The organism is Chryseobacterium sp. FW101-FHT12H09 (assembly GCF_058790395.1).
Genome location: NZ_JBYTCP010000001.1, coordinates 1 through 21542 on the forward strand (window position 1 = coordinate 1; position 21542 = coordinate 21542).

Genomic DNA, 21542 nt, shown 5'->3' on the forward strand with positions numbered 1-21542 from the left:
TTGGTTTTGCTTATAATATCGACAATGGTAAAAAACGCTCTGATAAAAAAGACAATCAGTCTTGGATGAAAAAATAAGCACACCTGATCAATAATAATAAAAACCTACATTTATTTATACTTAATAATTCTTAAAATAAGTCAGATGCATTTGAAATACTGATTTATAAAAAAACCACAAATTTAATAATAGCCAGTTGGCAATTAAGTAGAAAAATCCATTGTAAAGTGGAAAGATGTTCTTGGTTTAAGGTTAGAGGTCCAGAACCAATTATTACTCCCCATACTATATTCATAAGGAAGCTATGCCTATAAGTGTAATAAATAAATTCAAAAGCATTTGTCGCTGTATAGTTAGGTACAATTGCTGTTTTTTCAATATTGAATACAACCAGCCATAACCAAACAATATCGACAAATTGAATGGCAATAAAAAGAATTCCTAAGGAAACTTGTGGGGCTGCTTTTTTTACAGCAAAGAAAAGTCCAAAGTGCCCAATAAACATAACAGGTTGATTTTGTTAATATTATATGACAAAACTAAGTAAAAGAATAGAAAGACTCTCTTGACAAAAATCAAAAATCATAAAAGTTTCCTTCTTTATGATTTGACATGACAAGAGAATATACTTTATTGGTAGTCCACCTATTAAGTGGTTTAAAAATTAAGTAACATATTAATTATATGTCCAATAGGACTCTGCATACAGAATCAAACAATTTATATCAAAATTACATGAATTATAAATTCACCAAACAAATACAGCTCAAACATTAAAAATATATGAGCAATAAACAATTATTGCAAAAATATTCTTGTCATGATTTAAAAATTGGGACGTCTTAATTTTTAAACACCTTCACTTATGAGTTTTTTCTTATGACAATCAGGGATAATTTTGGAATACGAATTCAGACAAACCCGGCCGGGATTGCTTTTTTAAACCATTAAATAAAATGAATCATGAAAAAGTATATTCCACTTATTATCAGCATCCTGTTATTTATAGCAACACACAGCTGTCGTCAGGGAGACGATACTGAAGAAAATCAACAACAAAATCTAAAGCTGAATAGAGCTTCTAAAGAAGACACTTCTAAGGCTGATTCTATTACAACAGAAAAAGACCCGCCCGTAAAAGATGGACAGGATTGGAAGATCATAGACTGAAACGATGAAAACGATTCCCTGTATATCAACCATTATCCGTCCTACTGGTTCACCATGTCCTGCCAGTGGTATTTGGGAGAGTATGGGGAATTTTAAGACCACTTGCCCTATTGCGAAAGGCACCAAAATGCCTGACTACTGTGGCAAAAAAGTCAACTGGAAACTCATTCAGATCGGATAAACCAACCACATCAAATCTATAATCATGAAAAAAACGGTCACTATTCTACCCCAATTTATCGCGTATTTTTTTATTCTCTTGTTCTGTTATGCCAGTATCAGCAAAGTATTGGATTTTGAGAACTTCCAGGTACAGATTGCACAATCTCCGTTATTAAGTGCCTACGCAGGGATCATTTCTTACGCAGTAATCATCACAGAGCTATTAATCGTTGCCCTTCTTGTTTTTCCACAATACCGCTTATGGGGACTATATGGTTCACTGGGCATCATGGCTTCATTCACCATATACATCTATCTGATTATTCACTATAGTGAATTTGTGCCTTGTTCATGCGGTGGTGTACTAGAAAAACTGAGATGGGAAGAGCATTTGATCTTTAATATATGCTGTGTTGTTGCAGCCATAATAAGCATATATATCCTTGAGAGATTAAAAACCCGCTTACTGAAAACATACATACTGGTTACAGCTACCCTATTTTTCAGTTCGTCTTTGGTATTAGTCCTGTTTTTTTCCTCTGAACGGATGATCAAAAAAAATAACAATTTTATACGCCGCTTCCCGCACCATCCGATCATGGAAGAAAAAAGCTTTAATCTGGGTGCCAACTCCTACTATTTTGCAGGCATAAGTAATGGAAGGATTATTCTGGGAAATTACACCAGCCCTCTCACCATAACCGAAGTAGATGAATCTTTAAATCGTTTCAGACAATATAGGGTCAGGCTAAATAACTATAATTATGGATTTAAATTTCTCAGGCTTTATGCCCGCGGTCCTTATTTTTATCTGGCAGACGGCAGTGTTCCTATTATTTATAGAGGTATCACGGAAAAACCTGACGCAAAAACATTAAGCTATAAAAAGATCTACTTTGACCAGCTTGCTGTAACAGACTCCACCCATATGGCTTTCAGAACATTTAATCCCAATACCAGGGTACGTTCCTTGGGGATGACAGAACCCGTCTCGGGAAAATATCATCTGAACGCCGAAATCATCAGAAAACAAAAGGACGGAATATTTGATACGGACGGCCAGCTCATTTCCGACAACGAAACAGATGACCATTATTACATCTATTACTACCGGAACAAAATCGCTAAAATCAGGGCATCAGGAAATTTCAGCGAACAGAACACCATTGATACAACAAGCATTGCAAAAGTTCAAAGCAAAGTATTATCCAATGGAAAAATAAAAATGACCGCTCCACCTTTTACGGTAAATAAAATGGCCACTGCATCCAAGGGTATAATTTTTAACCAGTCCAACCTCATGGGGAGTTATGAAAACCGTGACCAGTGGAAAACCAATGCCATCATTGACATCTACAATACCCATAACAAAAGCTATAACGGGAGTTTTTATGTGCAGAACAGAGGTAAGAATAAAATGATCCAAATGTTCGCAACATCAAAATACTTCTACACGCTCATAGGCAATGAAATCATCCGTTATCGTTATGCGCAGGCGATTACTGAGGATTTCAGAAAAGGGGAAGCCGAAAACCTTACCACAGAGTAGGCAAAACAACAAATCTTAATTATTATGAAAAAGTTCATTTTGCCTGTCGCCATTGTAATGATAGGCGCAACATCGGCTCTTGCAAGCAATGTAAGCAAAAGCAATTCTAAATCACCTGCAATCGGGTATGTATTTCGTCCCGCTGAAGAAATTAAATGTGTCCCAGCCAATGTGGAATGTGATACAGAGGGTACAGTAATGTGTACCGCAGATTTAGGAAATGGCCCTGAGCAGCTGTTCCAAAAGATCAGTGACACCTCATGTCCCAATTCACTTTTCGTAAAACCCTAGTTTAAAAAGGATGCCCCAAAAGGGCATCTTTCTTATTGTAGACCTAATCTGTTTTTAGAAAATTATATTTGTTGGGATATAAAATGTCACTAAAGCTTTTTTAAAAATTAAATTGTATTTTTGTCACCTAATTATGCAAAAATTTCTCAGAGTCTTTTTTGTTTTCTCTTTACTTCTGATATTTGTTTCAAACGTCAGTGGTGTAAACACATGTCTTGAGCATGCTAAACACGCAAAAAATAAGGTGTTCTATAAAAAAGGTTCAAAAGAAGAGAAAATCCCTACTTTTTCTCAGGACGACGAATGTCAGTGTGCACTTCATATGCATATGAATAATATTCTTATCCCTGAACCAATACAGGTAAATTTTGCTATAAATACTTCCAACGAAAGCGAAATGCCACAACCAAAAGCATTATCCTACCGTTGCCTTCTTGACTTTTTCAGTTCAAGAGCCCCCCCATTCGTATTTTTCACTGTAGCTTAATCTAAACTGCTGCAACTTTCTTTATACAGATTCCGTAATCTGTACTATTATTTCATGGATACTTGTCTTTAAACTACAGATATCCTTTTATTAATTGGCATATTAATGCCTATTCAATTCTACTCATGATTACCAGTAATTTTTATTATCTGGAAATAATACATTTTATTTCCAAAAATCCTGTGAAACTTTTTTGTTTAAGCTTCATCACCACACCATCATTTTTTCTCTCTCAGTCCCGCACTGAAGATTCCTTATATACAGTTGTCCAGACTGTTGAAATCATAGGAAGAAAGTCCAAAGATTACACTTCTGACTATTCTTTTGCAGCGACTAAGATTTCAATGAAAAACAAAGACTTACCCTTAACTCTCAATACGGTTACTAAGGAACTTATTACTGACCGCCAGGCTTTTCAGCTTGGAGAAGTAATGAAAAATGTAGCAGGTGTCTCTCCATCCAGCTATTATAACCAATACAATATTCGCGGAATCAGCCAAAATGAAGAAGGACAGATTATCAATGGAATGAGAACAAGGCAATATTATTTTTTGCAGCCAATGACCTCAAATATAGAGCGGGTAGAAATTTTCAAAGGTCCGGCAAGTATTACCATGTCCAGTGTTGATCCCGGAGGAACTATTAATATGGTTACTAAAAAACCGCTACCAAATGCCCGTCATCAAATCAGCTTTTCAGGGGGTAGTTTTGATACCTATCGGGTCACTACAGATCTCACAGGTCCTTTAAACAAGAGTAAAACCCTGCTCTATCGTTTTAACGGGGCATATCAAAACGCTAAATCATTCAGAGATAATATCAAAAATAGTGGAATTTTAGTCTCCCCTTCTCTGACATTTGTTCCCAATGAAAGGACTTCTGTAAATCTGGAGTTGATCTTTAACGATCTGTATGGAAACCTGGACCGCGGACAACCTATTTTTGGTGCTATTGCAGGAAAAACAGACCTTAACAGTACCCCCAGAACTCTGAATCTTGGTGCTCCCAATGATTTTTTTAAAACCAGAGAGCTTATCATTATGGCAAATGTTGCTCATCATTTTAATCAATCCATCAGCTTTAATGCATCTTATATGAAGCAATATTGGAAAGAAAACCTACAAGAACACAGAACCACGAACTCCTTTGTTCCAGATATGGATAATAATCCGATTTCCAGCCTGGCGATGATGCAATTTGTACAGAGAAAACAAAAATGGGCAGTCGACAACATCAATGCCTATTTTAATTTCACTTTTACAACCGGCCCTATTACACATACTGCCCTAATAGGTTATGACACTCAGATATGGGAAAAACGTGAAGGAGGAAAACAAAATGCAGCAAGAGGTTTTCTTTTAAAGGATGGCTCAGTAGTTTCATCTTATAATCCTGCTAAAGCCAATGATTATCAAACCATCAATTACAATGGAGTAATATTACCTAGACCAAATGTTGATCCGTTTGATTTAAATCCAGGGGCACAAAACCATCAGGGCTCTGATTTTAATACGATTAACGTTAATACTCTTTTACCGTCTGCTCTTACCACAACTCATGCAGCTTATATCCAACACCTTTTAACTTGGAAAAAATTTAAAATATTGTCCGGAATACGCCAGGAATGGTTTGAAGATATCACCAATTTTAAAGAGTATAATGAATCTTCTTTTCGCAACAACAAACTTTTGTACAGATTAGGTATTGTCTATAGCCTAACAGACCACCTTAATATTTATGGAACCTATCTTACAGGTTATCAGCCACAGTCCAATACAGTAACCCTAATGCCTAATACGGTGAATTTTACAGGTTCGGAATCTGCAGCCAGATTTAAGCCATTGACATCTGATCTTAAAGAATTTGGTATTAAGGCACAGCTTGGAAAGTTGTCTATGAATATTGCCATTTATGAAATTAACCAGAGAAACATTTTAATCAATGCCAATAACCCCTCAGAACCTGATGAGCTTATACAGCGAGGTGCTGACCGGAGCCGTGGATTTGAAGCCGAATTTACCGGGCATCTTCTTCCTCAGTGGCATATCTACGGAGGCTACAGCTATATTGATGCTAAAATAGTAGATGATACCAACATCAATCTTGTGGGAAAGAGAAAAGAAAATACTTCTAAAAATTCCGTAAATCTATGGACACGCTACAACTTTTCGGCAATGCATGCAATAAAGGATTTTGGAATCGGTATAGGAATGCTGTATCAGAGTTCAAAAATTCCCTGGTTTACCCGAAGTTTTGAACTTCCGGCATATACTACAATAGATACTGCGCTCTATTATGCTCCTTCAAAATCTAATATTCAGCTGGCTCTTAATATCAATAATATGACAAACAAAACGTATTGGATAGGAGCCCAAAACTACCTCAGGCTATTTCCGGGTACACCAAGAAATTATTTATTAACTGCTACCTATAAATTTTAAATTATGGCTATTTCAAACTTACAACTGATCGTAAAAAAAACCAGGCAGGATCTTATTAAAGGGAAACAAAACCTGCATATTGTTTTCATCGTACTTTTATTCTGTTTGCTGAGCATTGGCATAGGATTTACAAAATATACCGAAGCTTTTTCAAAAGTAAAAAAGTACAGGAAAGAAGTTCGTGAAAACTGGGAACACAGACCTGATAAGCATCCACACCGTATGGCTCATTATGGTTATCTTGTCTTCCGCATGGGGCATCCCCTGGATATTTTTGACAACGGATTAGATGATTATCTTGGAAATGTCATATTTCTTGAGGCACACAAACAAAATACAGCTAATCTCTCAGAAGCAGGAAGCTCTGGGATTTTAGTTAGATTCGGAGCTTTCAGTAGTGCCTTTATTCTCCAGACTATTACACCGCTTATCATTCTTTTTTTAGGATTCGGTTTAATTGTGCAGGAACGTGAAAATGCAACGTTAAAAATTATCAGTGTACAGGGAGCCTCAGGAAGAGAACTCATTTTGGGTAAAATTATCGGACTCTGGCAGTTTTCTTTATTTTTTCTGCTTCCGGTAATCCCTGTCGTCTTTTTAGCCGCATTGATATCAGAAACAACAGATTGGACAGATATTTTAATAAGATTATTGTTTCTGTTGATGGCTTATATGGTCTATTACTTTTTCATCAGTACCCTGACAGTTGTTGTTTCATCAGGCAGCAAAACCGCTTCTTCATCGCTTATTAGTCTTATTGGTTTCTGGCTCCTTTTCATTATTGTCCTTCCTAAGGGAATTCAGTTTGTAGCACAAAACTTATATCCAGCTCCTTCCCGTATTGCATTTGAGACAAATCTGGAAAAGGACATTTTAAAATCAGGTGACAGTCACAACCCGGACGATCCTCACTTTAAAGAAATAAAGGATTCTCTATTGGCCTATTATAAGGTAAAAACTACCGACGAGCTTCCTTTCAACTATGGTGGGTTTGTTATGAAAGAAGGGGAAAAAATAAGCTCCCATATTTATATCAGGCACCAGAAAGAGTTGCAGGATATTTACAATAAGCAACAAAAGCTAACGGATATTTCCGGATTCATAAACCCCGCAATGGCCATTAAAAACTTTTCAATGATCGCCACAGGAACTGATTTTTTCTCCTATACCCAATTTCAGAAACAGGCTGAAGATTATCGTTATCAAATGGCTCAGCATCTGAATGACTTACAAATTGAACAAATCAGTAATATAAAACCTGAACAGGGAGGCCATCCTGCTATCATTGATAGAAATAATTGGAAAAAATTCCCAGACTTTAACTATCAGTATACTTCTCTTTTTGAGAGTCTGAAAGAACAGTTTACATCTGTTCTTGCTTTAATTGCATGGTTTGCAGCATGCCTAATCGTTATTGAAATAAGTGGAAGAAAATTAAAATTAATTTAAATGAATCATTATTTATACATCCAATTCTATCGTAACAAGGCATACATTATTGCTCTGTTGTTTTTATTCCTGGCAGGTCTTATGGCTATATACACAGGAAAGAAATTTCTTGACCGAAACGAGGATATCATATCCAAAAGCGGAGCTTTTCAGACGGAAAGTATTGAAAGAAATACAAAATTCCATAAAGATGATCTGGGCCTTGCCCTTTACTATATCAAATTTAACTTAGTCAATGAGACACCAAAACTGGCTGCTTTAAATATTGGCCTGCGCGACCTCAATCCTTCTATTCAAGGGGTTACCATTAGAAACCTGGAAGAACAGCGCTATAATTCTGATTTTTATAATCCTGCTAATGCTGCTGCCGGTAATTTTGACTTCAGTTTCGTTTTGGTTTTCCTTTTTCCATTGGTTATTGTTGCATTTTGTTATAACCTGATTTCTGAGGAACAGGAAAGAGGCACTTGGAAATTGCTTTCAGTCCAAAGTTACAATCTAAAAAAACTTCTGGATCATAAGATGCTCATAAGGTTCCTGGCGGTCAGCTTGGTATATGTAATTTTAATTATCATAGCTTTAGGTTGGATAGAAATACCTTTAGATAAATATTACATCGCCTTTATAGCCAGCGGATGGCTTTATATTATCTTTTGGTTTGCTTTGTGCAGATGGATCATTTCTTTCCGAAAATCATCTGCTCAGAATGCGTTAATACTTATTACCGTATGGCTTAGTATGAATTTTATTATTCCCATGAGCAGCAATGCGATGATACAAAAGTTCTATCCTGTTCATGAATCCCTTAAGGCAGTTATGCAGCAAAGAGAAGGTTATCACAATAAATGGGATGAATTAAAGCATCCCACTATGGAGAAATTTTACAAAGTATATCCTCAATACAGGCACTTCACTGTTGAAGAAAATGACACATTCACCTGGACATGGTATTATGCAATGCAGCACATGGGAGATCTCGAATCTATGGAATCTTCAAAACAATATACTGAGAAAATGCTAAAACGAAATCAGGCAGCCATATATTTAGGATATCTCCTTCCCAACCTCCATACACAGCTCATTGAAAGTGCTCTTGCAAAAACGGATATGAACAATCATTTACAATATGCATCCCGGTTAAAGAAATTTCACGAAGACAAGCGTTTATTCTTCTATCCTCTCATTTTCTCAGGAAAAAACACTGAATCGGTAAACTGGAAAATGCAAGATATACAAGTTTTCAGATTTTCTGAAAAGCTTAAGTTATTACAGTATTTTCTTCCCTATTTTATCCTTATTACTTTACTTATTATTCTTTCACAAAACAAATACAGAAAACTATGTTAAAAACAGTCAACCTACATAAAAAATACGATGATTTCACAGCCCTTCATTCTCTTAATCTGGAAATAAAGAAAGGTGAAATTTTCGCCCTGCTGGGACAAAATGGAGCAGGAAAAAGTACTACAATCAATATTATCTTGGGTCTTGTTAAAGCAACTTCGGGTGATGCTTTTATTAATGATATATCTGTAAAAGATCATCCGCAAAAAATAAAAAAGCATTTAGCCTATATCCCTGAAACAGTACTGTTATATCCCAATCTCACGGGAATAGAAAATCTTGATTTTTTCTCAAAAATCGCTGGATTCAATTATAATAAGGAAGAGTTATCTGCATTACTTCAGCGCACTGGTTTGCAGGAAACAGCTTATCATAAAGCATTAGGCGGATATTCTAAAGGAATGCGTCAAAAAGTAGGAATTGCGATTGCTCTCGCAAAAGATGCAAAAGTACTTCTTCTTGATGAACCCACCAGTGGGCTAGACCCGATAGCTACCTCAGAATTTACAGAGATCGTAAGTAAGCTTGGTAAAGAAGGCAGAACTGTTTTAATGGCAACCCACGATATCTTTAATGCCGTGAGTGTCGCAACCAACATCGGCATTATGAAACAGGGAAAACTGGTTCAGAATCTACCTTCTAAAGCATTTACAGCACAGGAATTACAGGAAATTTACATGAAAACGATTTGATTTTTATATACTGATATGAAACAGACCTTGAGAGTATGAAACAAATTCATGTTATAATCATGTTTCCATATGAACCATAACCAATTTCATTTGGATTTGCAGTGTAAGGATAATCTGATGAGCTTTGCTGTTTTCGGATGAACTGAATAAAAAGTTGTTTTAGAGAATCACTGACACTTCATGCCCTAATTCACTTTTTGTAAAACCTTAATTTAAAAAAGGATGCCCTAAAAGGCATCCTTTTCTTCGATTTCCTTTTTCTTTCCACAAGTGTATATAGTCCAAGAAAAGCTCTGAAATGACAGTCAATAAGGCAAATGATTCACACTTATATGACAAATGCAAACAGTTATTAGGTACTCCTTCACACTTGCTAAGTTTCATTGTATTATGTCTTTAAAAAGCTCCAAATTAGATAACAGTTTATTCAAGACAGACTAATTACCAGAAACTAACAATTTAAATTAAATAAAATGAAAAAATTTATCCTTTTGTTATCTTTTGTATTTGTATGCTACAATCAGTTGGCTGCACAGATTATTAGCCCTGTAAAAGACACCTATAATATTACCGTTACAAGAAACGATGTTTATACACCTGGTATACCAGGTTACGCAGATACTGATGTTACTCTGTATATCAAAATAGCCTCTAACGAACAGCTGAACACTTTTGCAAGAAACCAGATTACCACAAAGAACTATACTTTTCCCGTAATCTATTCTACCATTGGGACACCTCCACCTGTTCGATATGTTAAATTAAATTTTAATAACCCAATATTATCCAGCGGATATTATGCACTCACAACTACAGTAGGAGATCATACAACAATTCTTCCTGTAACCTATTATCCAGGCCAATTTGGATACGGTGTCACTCTTTATTGTACAGCTCCGAACCAATACAACATGAGAGTGACCAGGTTTGAATGCAATGTATGTACGCCTGGTGGAGGAACTACCGTTTCAAAAGCAACTTCAAATAAAGACACCGCTTTATTAACCAATCCAAGTATGGGATTAACTGAACTTTACTATACGGCTGCAGATAATGAAACCGTGTCAATAAATATAATTGATCTTAATGGTAAAGTCGTTAAAACATATACGAGAGAAGTAGCAGCCGGAGCAAACAAACTCCCTATTGATATTCAAAATAATCTGGAAGGCACTTATATTGTTCAGTGGAAATCCAGTACAGGAAAAAGCGGGACTTTGAAAATGATAAAAAAATAACATCTAAAGTTCACATGTAAAAACTCCTGCATTTTGCAGGAGTTTTTTTAGCTGTATCCACTCCGTAATTTTAATAATAATCCATACACTTTATCTCATATCATAGTCTGATTCACTTAAAACATTTTACAATTCCTGTGTTGTGTATTGCACATTAGAAAATATCCCGAATGGCTATTTCAACTTAAGTAGCAATACCTTGTCTCCTTACTTCACTTTTTGTAAGACCATAATTCAAAAAGGATGCCCCAAAAGGCATCCTTTATTTCTTACTATTTTACTTCTTATTCTTCATTATTCATCCACTCCGCCTTTTTTCCATTATTAAGGTAATACTCAAACCAATCACTTATTTTCTTTGCCAGATCCAATTGATTGGGTCGTTTCCAGAAACCATGGGCTTCATCTGGATAGAACAATGCTACTGCATCCTTTTTATTTCTTTTTAGCGCTATATAAAATTCCATCACCTGATTCCAGTCAATGTTCTTATCATGCATCCCTGTCCATAAAAGAATGGGTGCATTAATTTTTGAAACATTATAGATGGGGCTATTTTGAACATATAACTCTTTGTGGTCTTCAAAACTTCCCGGCATTTCATATTGCCCGGTTTCAAATTGCCAGTAAAAAGGTTTTAAAAACTGGTAATTGTATGAAAAGTAAGACCGGACCAGATCACTGTTCCCTGCCCCGGAAGCATAGGTAGCAAACCTATTGGAATGCGTAGCAATAAAATTAACCTCATATCCACCATGTGAATGCCCGATCAAACCCATCTTTTTGAAATCAATAGCCTTATTGCCGGATATAGCATCCAATGCCCTGTTCACGCAATCTAAAGCTGAAAATCCCGTCCCTGACTTACCAAAGACAATATCCGGAAGAAACACAAAATAAGAGTTTTCAAGATAAAACCTGATATTTAGTCCCTCTGTACGCTCAAATAAACCATCCCGTAAATACTGGTTTCCGAAATGACTCTGCCTTTCATACAGACTAACGATCATCGGATACGTAGATCCTTCTTTATAATCAACCGGATAATAGAGAATCCCTGTAAGCTTCACTCCTTCCGAATTGGTATAACTGATCCTTTGACTATGGATTCGGGACACCAGTTTATCATCTGGGTTACTTTTATAAATAACCTTTGTTTTTTTATCCTCCACAACCGATATATAAGAGGGAACGTTATAATCTTCTGCTGTAAAACTCAGCAGCTGGTTATTTTCCTGTTCCAGCGTTTCTATTTTCTCCCTGGTTGGAGGTACTAATGTTATTACTTTTCCGGATCGAGGGGTATAAGAAAGGACTGCTGTCTTATCATTAACCCTGTCATACATTTTTAAAAGCAAGGGCTTTTTACTATCGTATGAACTTTTTTTCGCGATCATATAATGACTTTTGGGATTTTCTTTGGATGAACTTATCATACCTGGATGAAAGCCTTTTAACAATGAAATTTTTACAAGCTCTCCTGTATTGGTCTGATATCTTAAAAACCCTCCTTCAACTTCAAACAGGATAAACTGATCATCCTCGGAAAAGTAGGCATTACTTTGATCACCAACTTTTAATTTTTTTACCCTAAGCGAGTTAACATCATATAAACTCCACTCATTGCCGGGATTTGACAAAAAGAACCTCCCAGTCGATCCACAAAGAAAAGTATAACCTCCATTGCCAATGAATTCGTGTTTGCCTTCTTTGATGTTATACCTGTAAAAATCAAAATCAGGCACTTGGCGAATGTAGTCCTGTTTTAAGTAAGGGTCAAAACTAATTAAATATGAGCTATTGCCAATATCCATGGCCTCTGAAAGCTTATTATCAGTTGTTGTAATCCGGTGTAATTCCGGTTCCCAGATTACATTTTTCTCCGATTCACCACCATGAAATTTTATTTCCAGCTTTCGGTCCCCAGCATGCCATATATCGGGATGAATTGATTGCTCGGGAATGGCTTTTGTGTAAGAAAAACTTACCAAAAAACGTGATCCATCACCTATCGGTATGAGCGGAGCAACGTTGAAGTCCAAGTCTATGTCATTTCTGATATGGAATGCCCTATGATCCCGGTTAATATACACCAGGTCCCTCTTCTCTTTATGTTTCTCCAACCATGCACTTTCACCATTACCGGACCACATACAGTCTACAATTTCTTTATCGGTTGAATAAATGGGTTTTTCAGGCTTGGTCTGTTCATACAATAGTGTTTTTACATCTTCTCTTCTTGTAAAGAAGAGAAGATTTGACTTGATAAAAAACCGATCGATATCTTCATACCGATCAATCATACGATCCTCAGACCACAATTCCAGATCCTTTTTTGATGCTTCTTTTTGACGCAAAATAATAAATTTATTAAGAGGCTTTAAAAATTCAGTTTTAACCAGATTATCCCACCGTTTAATTATCCCATTATTGCCAAGACTAATAAGTTCGGCGGTATTCTTCCTTACCAAAAGCAGATTGGAATGGCCCGTAAAATAATACTTTACAATTCCTGTATATTGTTTGACAATATCGGGGTCTTTATGATTCACCAAAACAATGGTATCCCTGTTTTCCTCATAGGCTTTTCGGAATACCGTCCATTTCCTGTCCGGGGAAGTCGACTGAAAAACAATGGTATACCTGAGGTTATGGTTCCCTGGAGCCAACCTAGCTTTTTTTATGGCCTGGCTTTTAAACTGAGAAAAAAAGAATAACAGAATGATGTATATAATTTTAATAACCTTCATTTTGTGGGTTTAAATTAGGATTCAGTAATAGTTCACTTAAAGGGATCGGCCACACCTTATGGTAGGACTTCCAGTTGGGTTTTATCACAGCAAGGTCCTGCAATCGGTTAAATCGCTTAAGGTCAAAAAACCGCTGCCCCGATTCTGTAAAAAACTCACGGCGCTTTTCCTGTAACAGTTCATTTAGAAAGGTCTCTTTTGAAAGATTCTGCCCCAGAGCTGTTAAGCCTGCCCTCTGCCTTATAGCATTGATATAGGGTACTCCTTCAGCTACCCTTCCCTGCTCCGCTAAGGCTTCTGCCAAAATACAATACGCCTGTTCCAGCCTGAATACAACCGAGTGCTCTGTGGTATTCGGTGAGAGGCTTTTGTACTTATAGGGCCTGTACCACGTCTGCTGGTTAAAAGTAACAGGCACCATCCAGTTCTGCTTCCTGAGATCAGAAGCCGAAAAAGCAGATATCAGATTATTAGACATAGCATATGAAGGCGGCGCAGCATTATTAAAGTAGTACAATAATGCCTCAGCGGTAGCATCACCTGTATTCTGGGGCTTTAGCTGCCAGAGGATGTGTTTACCCGATTTTAAAAATACTTTGGTGATATCCGTTTCAAAAACATACAAAGGGCTACCGATGACTTCTTTAGCCATTAGTTCTGCCTGCTGCCATTTATGCTCTGTTAAGTACAGTTCAGCCAATACCAATTGAGCCACTTTCCGGTTAGGGTATAATCTCTCTGCTACCGAATACTCATCGCTTAACATCCCGGAGGATTTTTGAAGGTTATTTTCAAGATGCGCTAAAAGCTCGTTTTCCGGCATTCTCTTTAAATTCCTGTTGATGCTGAAATCTGTTGTTACGGTATAAGGAATGTCTCCGAATATCCGATACAGATTAAAATAGACAAGGGAGCGCATAAGCATAGCCTCCCCGGCAATCCGTTGCCGATCCTTTACCGGTATTGAGGTAGAGCCTTCCACTCCTTCTATAATCGAATTGGCGATATAGATCTCCTTATAGGCATTGCGCCACAATGATTCAATGCTCGTATTCCCAGCCAGCTGCTGGTTATGATAAATATCCATAGCGGCATTGTTGTTATTGGTAAAGTACCCATCCAAATCATCGGTGTAGCTTGACAGTAAAGCAGGCATTCCCCTGCTTCCCCCTGAAAACATGGAATTATCCCTGATCTCAGCCATCAGGTTTGCCAGGGCCGCATCAGCCGTATGGGTGTCTTCAAAAACAGACGGCGTACTGATCTGATCGGTCGGATCATCAATCTCCACCATCTTTTCACATCCAAGCAGGAGCAGCAGCATGATCAACAGCAGCCCTGTGATGTGATGTATATTTTTTTTATAGTTTCTCATGATAGTCATATTTAAAAGTTCAACTGCATTCCAAAAGCAAAGGTTTTAAGCAGCGGCAGATAACCCGATACACTGAACTCCGGGTCAAGCCCGAAATACTTGGTCCAGGTCCACAGGTTCTGCCCCTGCACATAAAGCGTCACCTCTTTAAAGAATTTATCTTTGCTTTCTATCCGGTAGTTAAGCTGCACATTCTTCAGGCGGATAAATGAAGCATCCCCTATGGCAGCCGTACTGTTCTTGAGGTTATTGGTCAGACTGTTGACCACCGCATTCGAACCTGCTGAATACGGCATGATCATTCCGCCCGGGTTATCCTGGGACCATACGTTTACAAATTCTTCAGGCATATTGTTCATTGTACCCGGAACCGCCATGGTGCGGATATAGTTCCAGTTTCTCTGCTTCACGAAATAGAAAAGAAATGAAAGGCTGATATTTTTATAGGAAACCTGGTTCTGCCAGCCTCCATAATATTTAACCCCTATGTTTTCTATGGCCTGGGCATCATCGGGGGAAGAAATCTTCCCATCCCCGTTAAAATCCTTAAAGGTATACTGTCCGGTAACCGGATCAATACCCTCATACTGGAATACCCTTACGATCGATGTCGGATAGCCTACTTTATACGTATTGGCATAGGTAGACCCTTCCAGTCCCGGAAATGAGATCAGCTTGTTTTTCGGAATGCTCAGGTTGATCCCGGAATCCCATTTCAATGCACTGGATTTAAGAACATTGACATTAAGCGACATTTCCCAGCCCCTGTTCTCCACAGTGGCATCCAGATTGGCCAGAACACTGGAGAATCCTGTTATAGAAGGCAGGGGAATCCCTACCAACTGATCTGAAGAGCGGTTCCTGTAAAAAGCTGTGGTCAGCGTGATCCTATCTTTTAAAAATCCTAATTCCAGAGCCGCTTCCAGCTTTTTGGTCTTCTCCCAGCTGTAAGCAGGGTTATAAAGCCTCGATGGATACAATCCTGTAACCCCATTGTAATTCACAGTACCGATGGTGTAGGTATTAAGGAACTGGTAATCCCCTATAAAATCACTTCCCGTAATCCCATAGCTTGCCCTTAGCTTACCAAAGCTCAGCCACTTGATTTTATCAAACAGGGCTTCTTTGGTAAAGAGCCAAGCTCCACCCGCAGCTCCAAAGTCCGCTACCCTGTTGTAGGGTCCAAACCTGCTCGACGCATCACGCCTGCCGGTTATATTGAGGATATACCGATTTTTATATTGATAGTTGACCCGCGCATATAAGGCTGCATATTTATAGGGATTTGTAACCTGATTCGAAATAATTTTTGTAGTGGCAGCACCGATATTATTAATCAGTGCATTACTGGCAAAGCCTACGCCCGTCATGGAAGACTGCCTGCTGGTGCTCTGCTGAAAAGAAGTTCCGACAAGGATATCCATTTTATGGTCACCCAGTCTCTTTGACCATGAGAGCTGGGGCTCTATGATGTAAGAGAATACTGTGTTGTTGCTCTTCGAGGCAGAGGAACTCTCCGGAGTAATCCCATAGGCCGGATTATACATCGTACTGGGCATCAGGGAAACTTCCTCTAAGCTCTGGTAATTGATCCCGCCGTTTGTCTTAAAAATAAAATCCTTCCAGAACTTATACGATATATTGACATTGCTGTTCCATTGCAGTACCTTATTCGAATAGGTACTGACTAAAGAGGCTAATGGGTTGGTAAAGGTATTGTTCTCCCAATTCAGGCCGCCATTTGAATCATACAATATAGGAGCATTGGGACTCAAGGTTAAAGCTTTGGAAGTAAGATCCGTATTGACCACATTATTGGAAAGCGATGAAAACATATTGGACACTTCAATCCTGAACTTCTTATCTGAGGAATAGTGGCTGAATGATGAATTTAAAATATTGGTCTTGTAATGATAATCCCCAGGAAATACCGTGGACTGGTCATTATGGGAAAAGCTCACCAAAAAAGTATTGGTATCCGTCCCACCGCTTACACTGGCCTGCGTCATGCTTCCTGTAGCCCTTTTCCCTATCAGTTCCTTCTGCCAGTCGGTATACCTGCCTACATCCCATACCCCATTGACATCATAAGCGGTAGCAGGCAATGCGGTGATTCCATCATTCAAATAAGCCTGCCTTCGCATCGATAGATACTGCTCGGTGTTCATCATATCCATATGACTCCCCACGCTGCTTATGCTATAGGTCGTACTGAGTAATACTCCCAATTTACCTCTTTTACCTTTCTTGGTTGTAACCAACACTACCCCATTGGCTCCTCTTGAACCGTAAATAGCCGTTGCATCAGCATCCTTTAAAATTTCAATGCTCTCAATATCATTAGGGCTGATGGCATTCAGAGGGCTTATATTTCGGAGGGGCATAATGCTTACCGAGAAAGCTGAATTAAGCTGGCCACCCATCGGTACACCATCAATCACATACAAAGGCTGGTTACCATCCGCCACACTGTTGGTCAGGTTCCGAAGGCTGTTCCTCCCACGGATCTGTATATCATAACCTCCACCCGCAACCCCTGAATTCTGGGTAATGTTTACCCCTGTCAGTCTTCCCTGTACCGCTGAAAGCACATTGGTGACGGGTTGGTTCGCTATATCCTTAGCCGAAACCTTAGCTATACTTCCCGTACTCTCCTTCTCTTTTACCCTGTAGTAGCCTGCATTGAGCACGACTTCTTCAATTCCTTTAATCTTTTCATTAAAGGAAACATTAATGAGAGGCTTGTCGTCAACCACCACTATTCTTTGCTGTGGATAACCCGGATACCGGAAGATAAGGACGGGGTCTTTCCCTGAAACTGTTATCTGATAAAATCCGCTTTTATTGGTCATAGTGACCTTATCGCTCCCTTCCTGAAATACAGAAACATCACTTAAAGGCCGATCATTCCCTGTGACAGTACCGGAAATACTCCTCTCCTGCCCTATTGCCATGCCCGAGACGAGCAGGGCGAAGCCAAAAGTCATTTGGAGATAACTTAGGCTGCAAAAGTTTTTTTTCATACTTTTGAAAAGGTTTAATTCGTTAAACTTTGCTCTTTCCTCCTCAAGCAGTCAACTTTTGTGGAAAGGGCTTTTCTTTTTTCTATGGTTACTGGTGTACTTTCTGTTTCTTAGATAATGTTTTTAGTTGTTATGTGTTTATTTAATGAGGCTTGGGAGGAAGTTTTATTAAGGACATAGCAAAACCTCCTGCCCTAGCACCCATCAAAAATGAATGAATATGAATGAAATTTGTGTTCCCGTGAAAGCTGTAAAGCCGCAATAGGTTGTACAAGCCTATTGTATCGTGTCGTTTGATACTGTATTTGGTGGAAGCGGCTTAGGATTGTAGAGATAGCGTGTATTGAAATAAAACGGCGTGGAACTCTACATTATCCAATTCGGGGTACTGGTATACCTTACATACAGATAAGAGAGCCCACGCCTAGGTCGTGAGCTTCCTGCTTATCATCTCGTATGTTAAAAATTACCAGTTTTCGAATTTGAGATTCTAAGCAATAGCTTCTATTATTTCGTTGAAGTATCGCAAAGCTACTTTATTGTAACCTATTTTACAAATATAATAAAAAAGAAGTAAACGACATATATATCTTCATGAAAAAAAAATAAAATTTCAAAATTTACTAAATGTATAAATGGCAAGTAGAAATTCTGAAACTCCAAATTGGTAAATTTATCCAATTACATAGACTCAGAAAAGAACTATCTCAATTTCAATTAGGAATTGAACTAAATATTTCAAAAGATCATATCGGCAGAATCGAGAGGTCTGAAACAAATCCCACAATAGAAAATCTTGTTAAACTTTGTAATTATTTAGATATTGATATATTAGTTTTATTCACAAAACTCACAGACAAAGAAATCAGGCTAATTGACAAAGAAATTGAATTCCTACAAAAAGAATTTAAGAATCAAAACAAAAGAAAATCCTAACTAAAGTTAGGATTTTTGATACTATATGAACAAGATAAGTTAATCCGGTATTGCTCCAATTTGAAACAACTTGAATTAACTTCAAAAAAATTACTCGGCGTAGTACTGAGTAAAATCAATTGTTAAGGCATAGGAATACATTCACAGAATCGTACTCCTCCTCCAGTTACATACCTACACCATGTGCAACCATTAAAGCTAACACAATACATAGATGAAGCCATTTGACAGTAGCCTGTTTTGTTCTTTACGCCTTCGATTATCTTTTCTTGTTGTTCTTCAGTCAATTCTTTATCATTCTGAATACAAATTATGTATTCTTCTTGGGTCATTGGAACTAAATAAGTTTTTCCATCAAATATTCCTTCTTTAAAACCAAATGGAGACATCACAATAGGTATATTATTGCCTTTTTCTAAACCCTCTATTGAGTCATTTTCAATTTTTTGCATGATTAATAAGTTTTTATGGTTAGATAACATAGATACAAAAAAATTAAACCGAAACTAAAGATGTAGAATTATTTCTATGCTTTACGGAAACCCTCAACCCTAAGCCAAACAACAAAACTAAATTAGCACTATAAAAAAGATCAGAATAAAATATCAGAACTCTTTAATCCTTGGAGCTATAGGAGCTTTGAAAACTCTATTATTAGGCAAAGCCATTAGAGAAACTCATGACATTAAAATCCTTCGAGGGCATTGTGACTCTCAAATAGAATTCACACGAAAAGATGAAAACGAAATTAACCCTATCGACTTTTTTATGTTGGGTTATTTTGTAGGAAGAGATTACGAAAATTAATATATTTGAAAACATACATATACTATTGTACTTCTATCAAAACTAAAGCATGATAAATCGAATTATTCTTATAGGAAACGGGTTTGACTTAGCTCACGATATGAAAACAACCTACCGTCAATTTATAGATGATTATTGGGAAAATATCACTTCTCAATACTGTAAGAGTGACGATAATACGTTTGAATGTTCTGAATTTTCGATGGCGAAGTATTTATCGAAAAGCCCACTTAGGAATTTTACACAATTCATGTACCATGTTGCACAAAACCGAAGATCTTTTGTAGTAAAAAATCCGCTTTTTTTAGAATTATCAAAACTCAATGCTGAAAGCTGGGTTGATATCGAAAGTGATTATTATAGAAGGTTAAAAAAAAGTGCAAAGGAAAATCAAGATAATAGGACTATTACTAAACTAAATGAATATTTTGAAAACATAAAGATTCTTCTAGAAAATTATTTAACTAAGCAATTGATAGAAAAAAAGCATCGTTACGAGGTTAACATAAGAAGTATTTACGATAATTTATATGAGCCTATAAATTTGAGGGACTTGTCCGAATATGGTTTAAATAATATAACAGACTATTTCTGGAATAGAATTAAAAAATATGCAGGATCTAGTATAGAAATTCAAACTCTACAGATGTCAGATTTAACTTTATTTGAGAAAAATATTTTGAACAAACAGAATAGTCATATGCTTGATCGCGATTATTTATTTAGATATTTAAAGACACAGGTTTTAAAAAACACTGATTTTGATAGTACTTTTCTTAGTTTTAATTACACTAATACAGAAAAATACTATGCAAATGGTGACGATGAAATAATTCATATACATGGTGAGCTTCATAACAAATTAAATCCTATGATTTTTGGTTATGGTGATGAATTAGATGATGATTATAAGTTAATAGAAAAGCTTGATGATAATGATTTTTTAGATAATGTCAAATCAACTAATTACGCAAAAACAGACAATTATAAAAGATTACTGCAAACCACTAATAGTGGAATTTATCAGGTTTATATAATTGGTCATTCTTGCGGGAACACTGATAGGACATTACTAAATACGATATTTGAGCATGATAATTGTGTTTCAGTGAAAATATTTTACCATGAAAGAGGCAAGGATGATGATAATTATTTAGATATATATAAAAATATATCCAGAAATTTTAATGACAAAGCGAAGTTAAGAGACAGAGTTGTTAATAAATCATATAGCAAACCATTAATACCTTTCGTACCGGAATAATAAAACCACTTAATTGGGGCTTTATTGATTAAAACGTTACACCCTTTTCTTTTAGTTCGTGGATTCTACCTACCCTCTTCTTTATACAGAATCCTCATCTTTTCTCTTCGTTCTTTTTGGCGGCTACTTAAATCATCATCATCCTTTGGGAACCATGGAAACGAAACATGTTTAAGCCAAATTTTTGCAAGCTTAACGTGTCCTATTTCGATAGCCTGTACATCCACATCAAGAACAGCGGTTACGTGCGGTTCAAACAATGCATTCATTGCCTCGCTTTTTGATTCAGTAAAAAAGACATCAATCTCCTGTTTTTTGGAGACCGTTAATATTCGCATGTATGTATCGGTAACTTTTTGTACCACCCCAACAATTTCCATCCGACAAAGTTGATACAAATTGTAACAATTTAAAAATATTTCTTGGGACAAGTTGTATCAATCGTACTTTTTCCTGATTTCATCGGCATTAAAAAAGCCCCTCCGAAGAAGGGCGTAAAAAACACAAATGATGTAAAAAAAATTACATTGAACATAAATATACAAAATATATTTAAGGCTTCCA

Annotated in this window: 18 protein-coding genes; 12 read left to right on the forward strand and 6 right to left on the reverse strand. The window is 37.0% G+C overall.

The window, feature by feature from the left end; genetic code table 11:
• Positions 1–163 precede the first annotated feature (163 nt).
• The gene (locus AC3WRL_RS00005) at positions 164–505 is read right to left on the reverse strand and encodes a hypothetical protein (protein ID WP_492329401.1); all 342 of its coding nucleotides are present in this window, start codon (positions 503–505) and stop codon (positions 164–166) included.
• Between the two features lie 458 nt (positions 506–963).
• Between AC3WRL_RS00005 and AC3WRL_RS00010 the strand changes: the two genes are divergently transcribed.
• From AC3WRL_RS00010 to AC3WRL_RS00055, 10 genes are all read left to right on the forward strand, one after another.
• Positions 964–1170 carry a hypothetical protein gene (locus AC3WRL_RS00010; RefSeq protein ID WP_492329402.1) on the forward strand — a complete coding sequence of 69 codons (207 nt, stop codon included), beginning with the start codon at positions 964–966 and terminating at the stop codon, positions 1168–1170.
• A 4-nt stretch (positions 1171–1174) separates the two neighbouring features.
• Entirely contained in the window at positions 1175–1351 is a 177-nt protein-coding gene (locus AC3WRL_RS00015) for a hypothetical protein (protein WP_492329403.1), read from the forward strand.
• 24 nt (positions 1352–1375) lie between these two features.
• A complete protein-coding gene (locus AC3WRL_RS00020) occupies positions 1376–2881 on the forward strand; it encodes a MauE/DoxX family redox-associated membrane protein (RefSeq protein WP_492329404.1) in 1506 nt (501 codons plus the stop codon).
• A 24-nt stretch (positions 2882–2905) separates the two neighbouring features.
• Positions 2906–3172, forward strand: a complete 267-nt coding sequence (locus AC3WRL_RS00025; protein WP_492329405.1) for a DUF6520 family protein — start codon at positions 2906–2908, stop codon at positions 3170–3172.
• Between the two features lie 133 nt (positions 3173–3305).
• Positions 3306–3659 carry a hypothetical protein gene (locus AC3WRL_RS00030; protein ID WP_492329406.1) on the forward strand — a complete coding sequence of 118 codons (354 nt, stop codon included), beginning with the start codon at positions 3306–3308 and terminating at the stop codon, positions 3657–3659.
• 125 nt (positions 3660–3784) lie between these two features.
• Complete coding sequence (locus AC3WRL_RS00035; RefSeq protein ID WP_492329407.1) at positions 3785–6100, forward strand: TonB-dependent siderophore receptor; 2316 nt, start codon at positions 3785–3787, stop codon at positions 6098–6100.
• 3 nt (positions 6101–6103) lie between these two features.
• On the forward strand, positions 6104–7549 hold the full coding sequence (locus AC3WRL_RS00040) for an ABC transporter permease (protein WP_492329408.1): 1446 nt from the start codon (positions 6104–6106) through the stop codon (positions 7547–7549).
• Positions 7550–8896, forward strand: coding sequence for a DUF3526 domain-containing protein (locus tag AC3WRL_RS00045; protein ID WP_492329409.1), 1347 nt, complete (start codon positions 7550–7552; stop codon positions 8894–8896).
• Positions 8890–9585 (forward strand): ABC transporter ATP-binding protein, encoded by a 696-nt coding sequence (locus AC3WRL_RS00050; protein ID WP_492329410.1) that lies wholly within the window; start codon positions 8890–8892, stop codon positions 9583–9585. The genes AC3WRL_RS00045 and AC3WRL_RS00050 overlap by 7 nt, the downstream gene beginning before the upstream one ends.
• A gap of 473 nt (positions 9586–10058) precedes the next feature.
• Positions 10059–10823: a T9SS type A sorting domain-containing protein gene (locus AC3WRL_RS00055; protein ID WP_492329411.1), complete on the forward strand. Its 765-nt coding sequence runs from the start codon at positions 10059–10061 to the stop codon at positions 10821–10823.
• A gap of 284 nt (positions 10824–11107) precedes the next feature.
• On the opposite strand, the gene AC3WRL_RS00060 is transcribed toward AC3WRL_RS00055, so the two are convergent.
• From AC3WRL_RS00060 to AC3WRL_RS00070, 3 genes are read right to left on the reverse strand one after another with little or no spacing between them, the layout of a single operon-like run.
• Positions 11108–13573 (reverse strand): alpha/beta hydrolase family protein, encoded by a 2466-nt coding sequence (locus AC3WRL_RS00060; protein WP_492329412.1) that lies wholly within the window; start codon positions 13571–13573, stop codon positions 11108–11110.
• Positions 13560–14957 (reverse strand): RagB/SusD family nutrient uptake outer membrane protein, encoded by a 1398-nt coding sequence (locus AC3WRL_RS00065; RefSeq protein ID WP_492329413.1) that lies wholly within the window; start codon positions 14955–14957, stop codon positions 13560–13562. Before AC3WRL_RS00065 ends, AC3WRL_RS00060 begins: the two co-directional genes overlap by 14 nt.
• Positions 14958–14959: 2 nt before the next feature.
• Positions 14960–17902 (reverse strand): SusC/RagA family TonB-linked outer membrane protein, encoded by a 2943-nt coding sequence (locus AC3WRL_RS00070; protein WP_492329414.1) that lies wholly within the window; start codon positions 17900–17902, stop codon positions 14960–14962.
• Positions 17903–18598: 696 nt separating this feature from the next.
• Here AC3WRL_RS00070 and AC3WRL_RS00075 point away from each other — a divergent pair.
• Complete coding sequence (locus AC3WRL_RS00075) at positions 18599–18907, forward strand: helix-turn-helix domain-containing protein (protein ID WP_492329415.1); 309 nt, start codon at positions 18599–18601, stop codon at positions 18905–18907.
• A gap of 122 nt (positions 18908–19029) precedes the next feature.
• Here the strand turns inward: AC3WRL_RS00075 and AC3WRL_RS00080 are convergent, their stop codons facing one another.
• Positions 19030–19359 carry a hypothetical protein gene (locus AC3WRL_RS00080; protein ID WP_492329416.1) on the reverse strand — a complete coding sequence of 110 codons (330 nt, stop codon included), beginning with the start codon at positions 19357–19359 and terminating at the stop codon, positions 19030–19032.
• A 404-nt stretch (positions 19360–19763) separates the two neighbouring features.
• Here AC3WRL_RS00080 and AC3WRL_RS00085 point away from each other — a divergent pair, with 404 nt between their 5' ends.
• Positions 19764–20978, forward strand: a complete 1215-nt coding sequence (locus AC3WRL_RS00085; RefSeq protein ID WP_492329417.1) for an AbiH family protein — start codon at positions 19764–19766, stop codon at positions 20976–20978.
• A 65-nt stretch (positions 20979–21043) separates the two neighbouring features.
• Here AC3WRL_RS00085 and AC3WRL_RS00090 read toward each other — a convergent pair whose 3' ends face one another.
• The gene (locus tag AC3WRL_RS00090) at positions 21044–21316 is read right to left on the reverse strand and encodes a hypothetical protein (protein WP_492329418.1); all 273 of its coding nucleotides are present in this window, start codon (positions 21314–21316) and stop codon (positions 21044–21046) included.
• Between the last annotated feature and the right edge of the window lie 226 nt (positions 21317–21542).

Bases quoted from the DNA above. Each gene is read 5' to 3' on its own strand.
- AC3WRL_RS00005 (WP_492329401.1), bottom strand. From the start codon at position 505: ATGTTTATTGGGCACTTTGGACTTTTCTTTGCTGTAAAAAAAGCAGCC.
- AC3WRL_RS00010 (WP_492329402.1), top strand. From the start codon at position 964: ATGAAAAAGTATATTCCACTTATTATCAGCATCCTGTTATTTATAGCA.
- AC3WRL_RS00015 (WP_492329403.1), top strand. From the start codon at position 1,175: ATGAAAACGATTCCCTGTATATCAACCATTATCCGTCCTACTGGTTCA.
- AC3WRL_RS00020 (WP_492329404.1), top strand. From the start codon at position 1,376: ATGAAAAAAACGGTCACTATTCTACCCCAATTTATCGCGTATTTTTTT.
- AC3WRL_RS00025 (WP_492329405.1), top strand. From the start codon at position 2,906: ATGAAAAAGTTCATTTTGCCTGTCGCCATTGTAATGATAGGCGCAACA.
- AC3WRL_RS00030 (WP_492329406.1), top strand. From the start codon at position 3,306: ATGCAAAAATTTCTCAGAGTCTTTTTTGTTTTCTCTTTACTTCTGATA.
- AC3WRL_RS00035 (WP_492329407.1), top strand. From the start codon at position 3,785: ATGATTACCAGTAATTTTTATTATCTGGAAATAATACATTTTATTTCC.
- AC3WRL_RS00040 (WP_492329408.1), top strand. From the start codon at position 6,104: ATGGCTATTTCAAACTTACAACTGATCGTAAAAAAAACCAGGCAGGAT.
- AC3WRL_RS00045 (WP_492329409.1), top strand. From the start codon at position 7,550: ATGAATCATTATTTATACATCCAATTCTATCGTAACAAGGCATACATT.
- AC3WRL_RS00050 (WP_492329410.1), top strand. From the start codon at position 8,890: ATGTTAAAAACAGTCAACCTACATAAAAAATACGATGATTTCACAGCC.
- AC3WRL_RS00055 (WP_492329411.1), top strand. From the start codon at position 10,059: ATGAAAAAATTTATCCTTTTGTTATCTTTTGTATTTGTATGCTACAAT.
- AC3WRL_RS00060 (WP_492329412.1), bottom strand. From the start codon at position 13,573: ATGAAGGTTATTAAAATTATATACATCATTCTGTTATTCTTTTTTTCT.
- AC3WRL_RS00065 (WP_492329413.1), bottom strand. From the start codon at position 14,957: ATGACTATCATGAGAAACTATAAAAAAAATATACATCACATCACAGGG.
- AC3WRL_RS00070 (WP_492329414.1), bottom strand. From the start codon at position 17,902: ATGGCAATAGGGCAGGAGAGGAGTATTTCCGGTACTGTCACAGGGAAT.
- AC3WRL_RS00075 (WP_492329415.1), top strand. From the start codon at position 18,599: ATGTATAAATGGCAAGTAGAAATTCTGAAACTCCAAATTGGTAAATTT.
- AC3WRL_RS00080 (WP_492329416.1), bottom strand. From the start codon at position 19,359: ATGCAAAAAATTGAAAATGACTCAATAGAGGGTTTAGAAAAAGGCAAT.
- AC3WRL_RS00085 (WP_492329417.1), top strand. From the start codon at position 19,764: ATGATAAATCGAATTATTCTTATAGGAAACGGGTTTGACTTAGCTCAC.
- AC3WRL_RS00090 (WP_492329418.1), bottom strand. From the start codon at position 21,316: ATGCGAATATTAACGGTCTCCAAAAAACAGGAGATTGATGTCTTTTTT.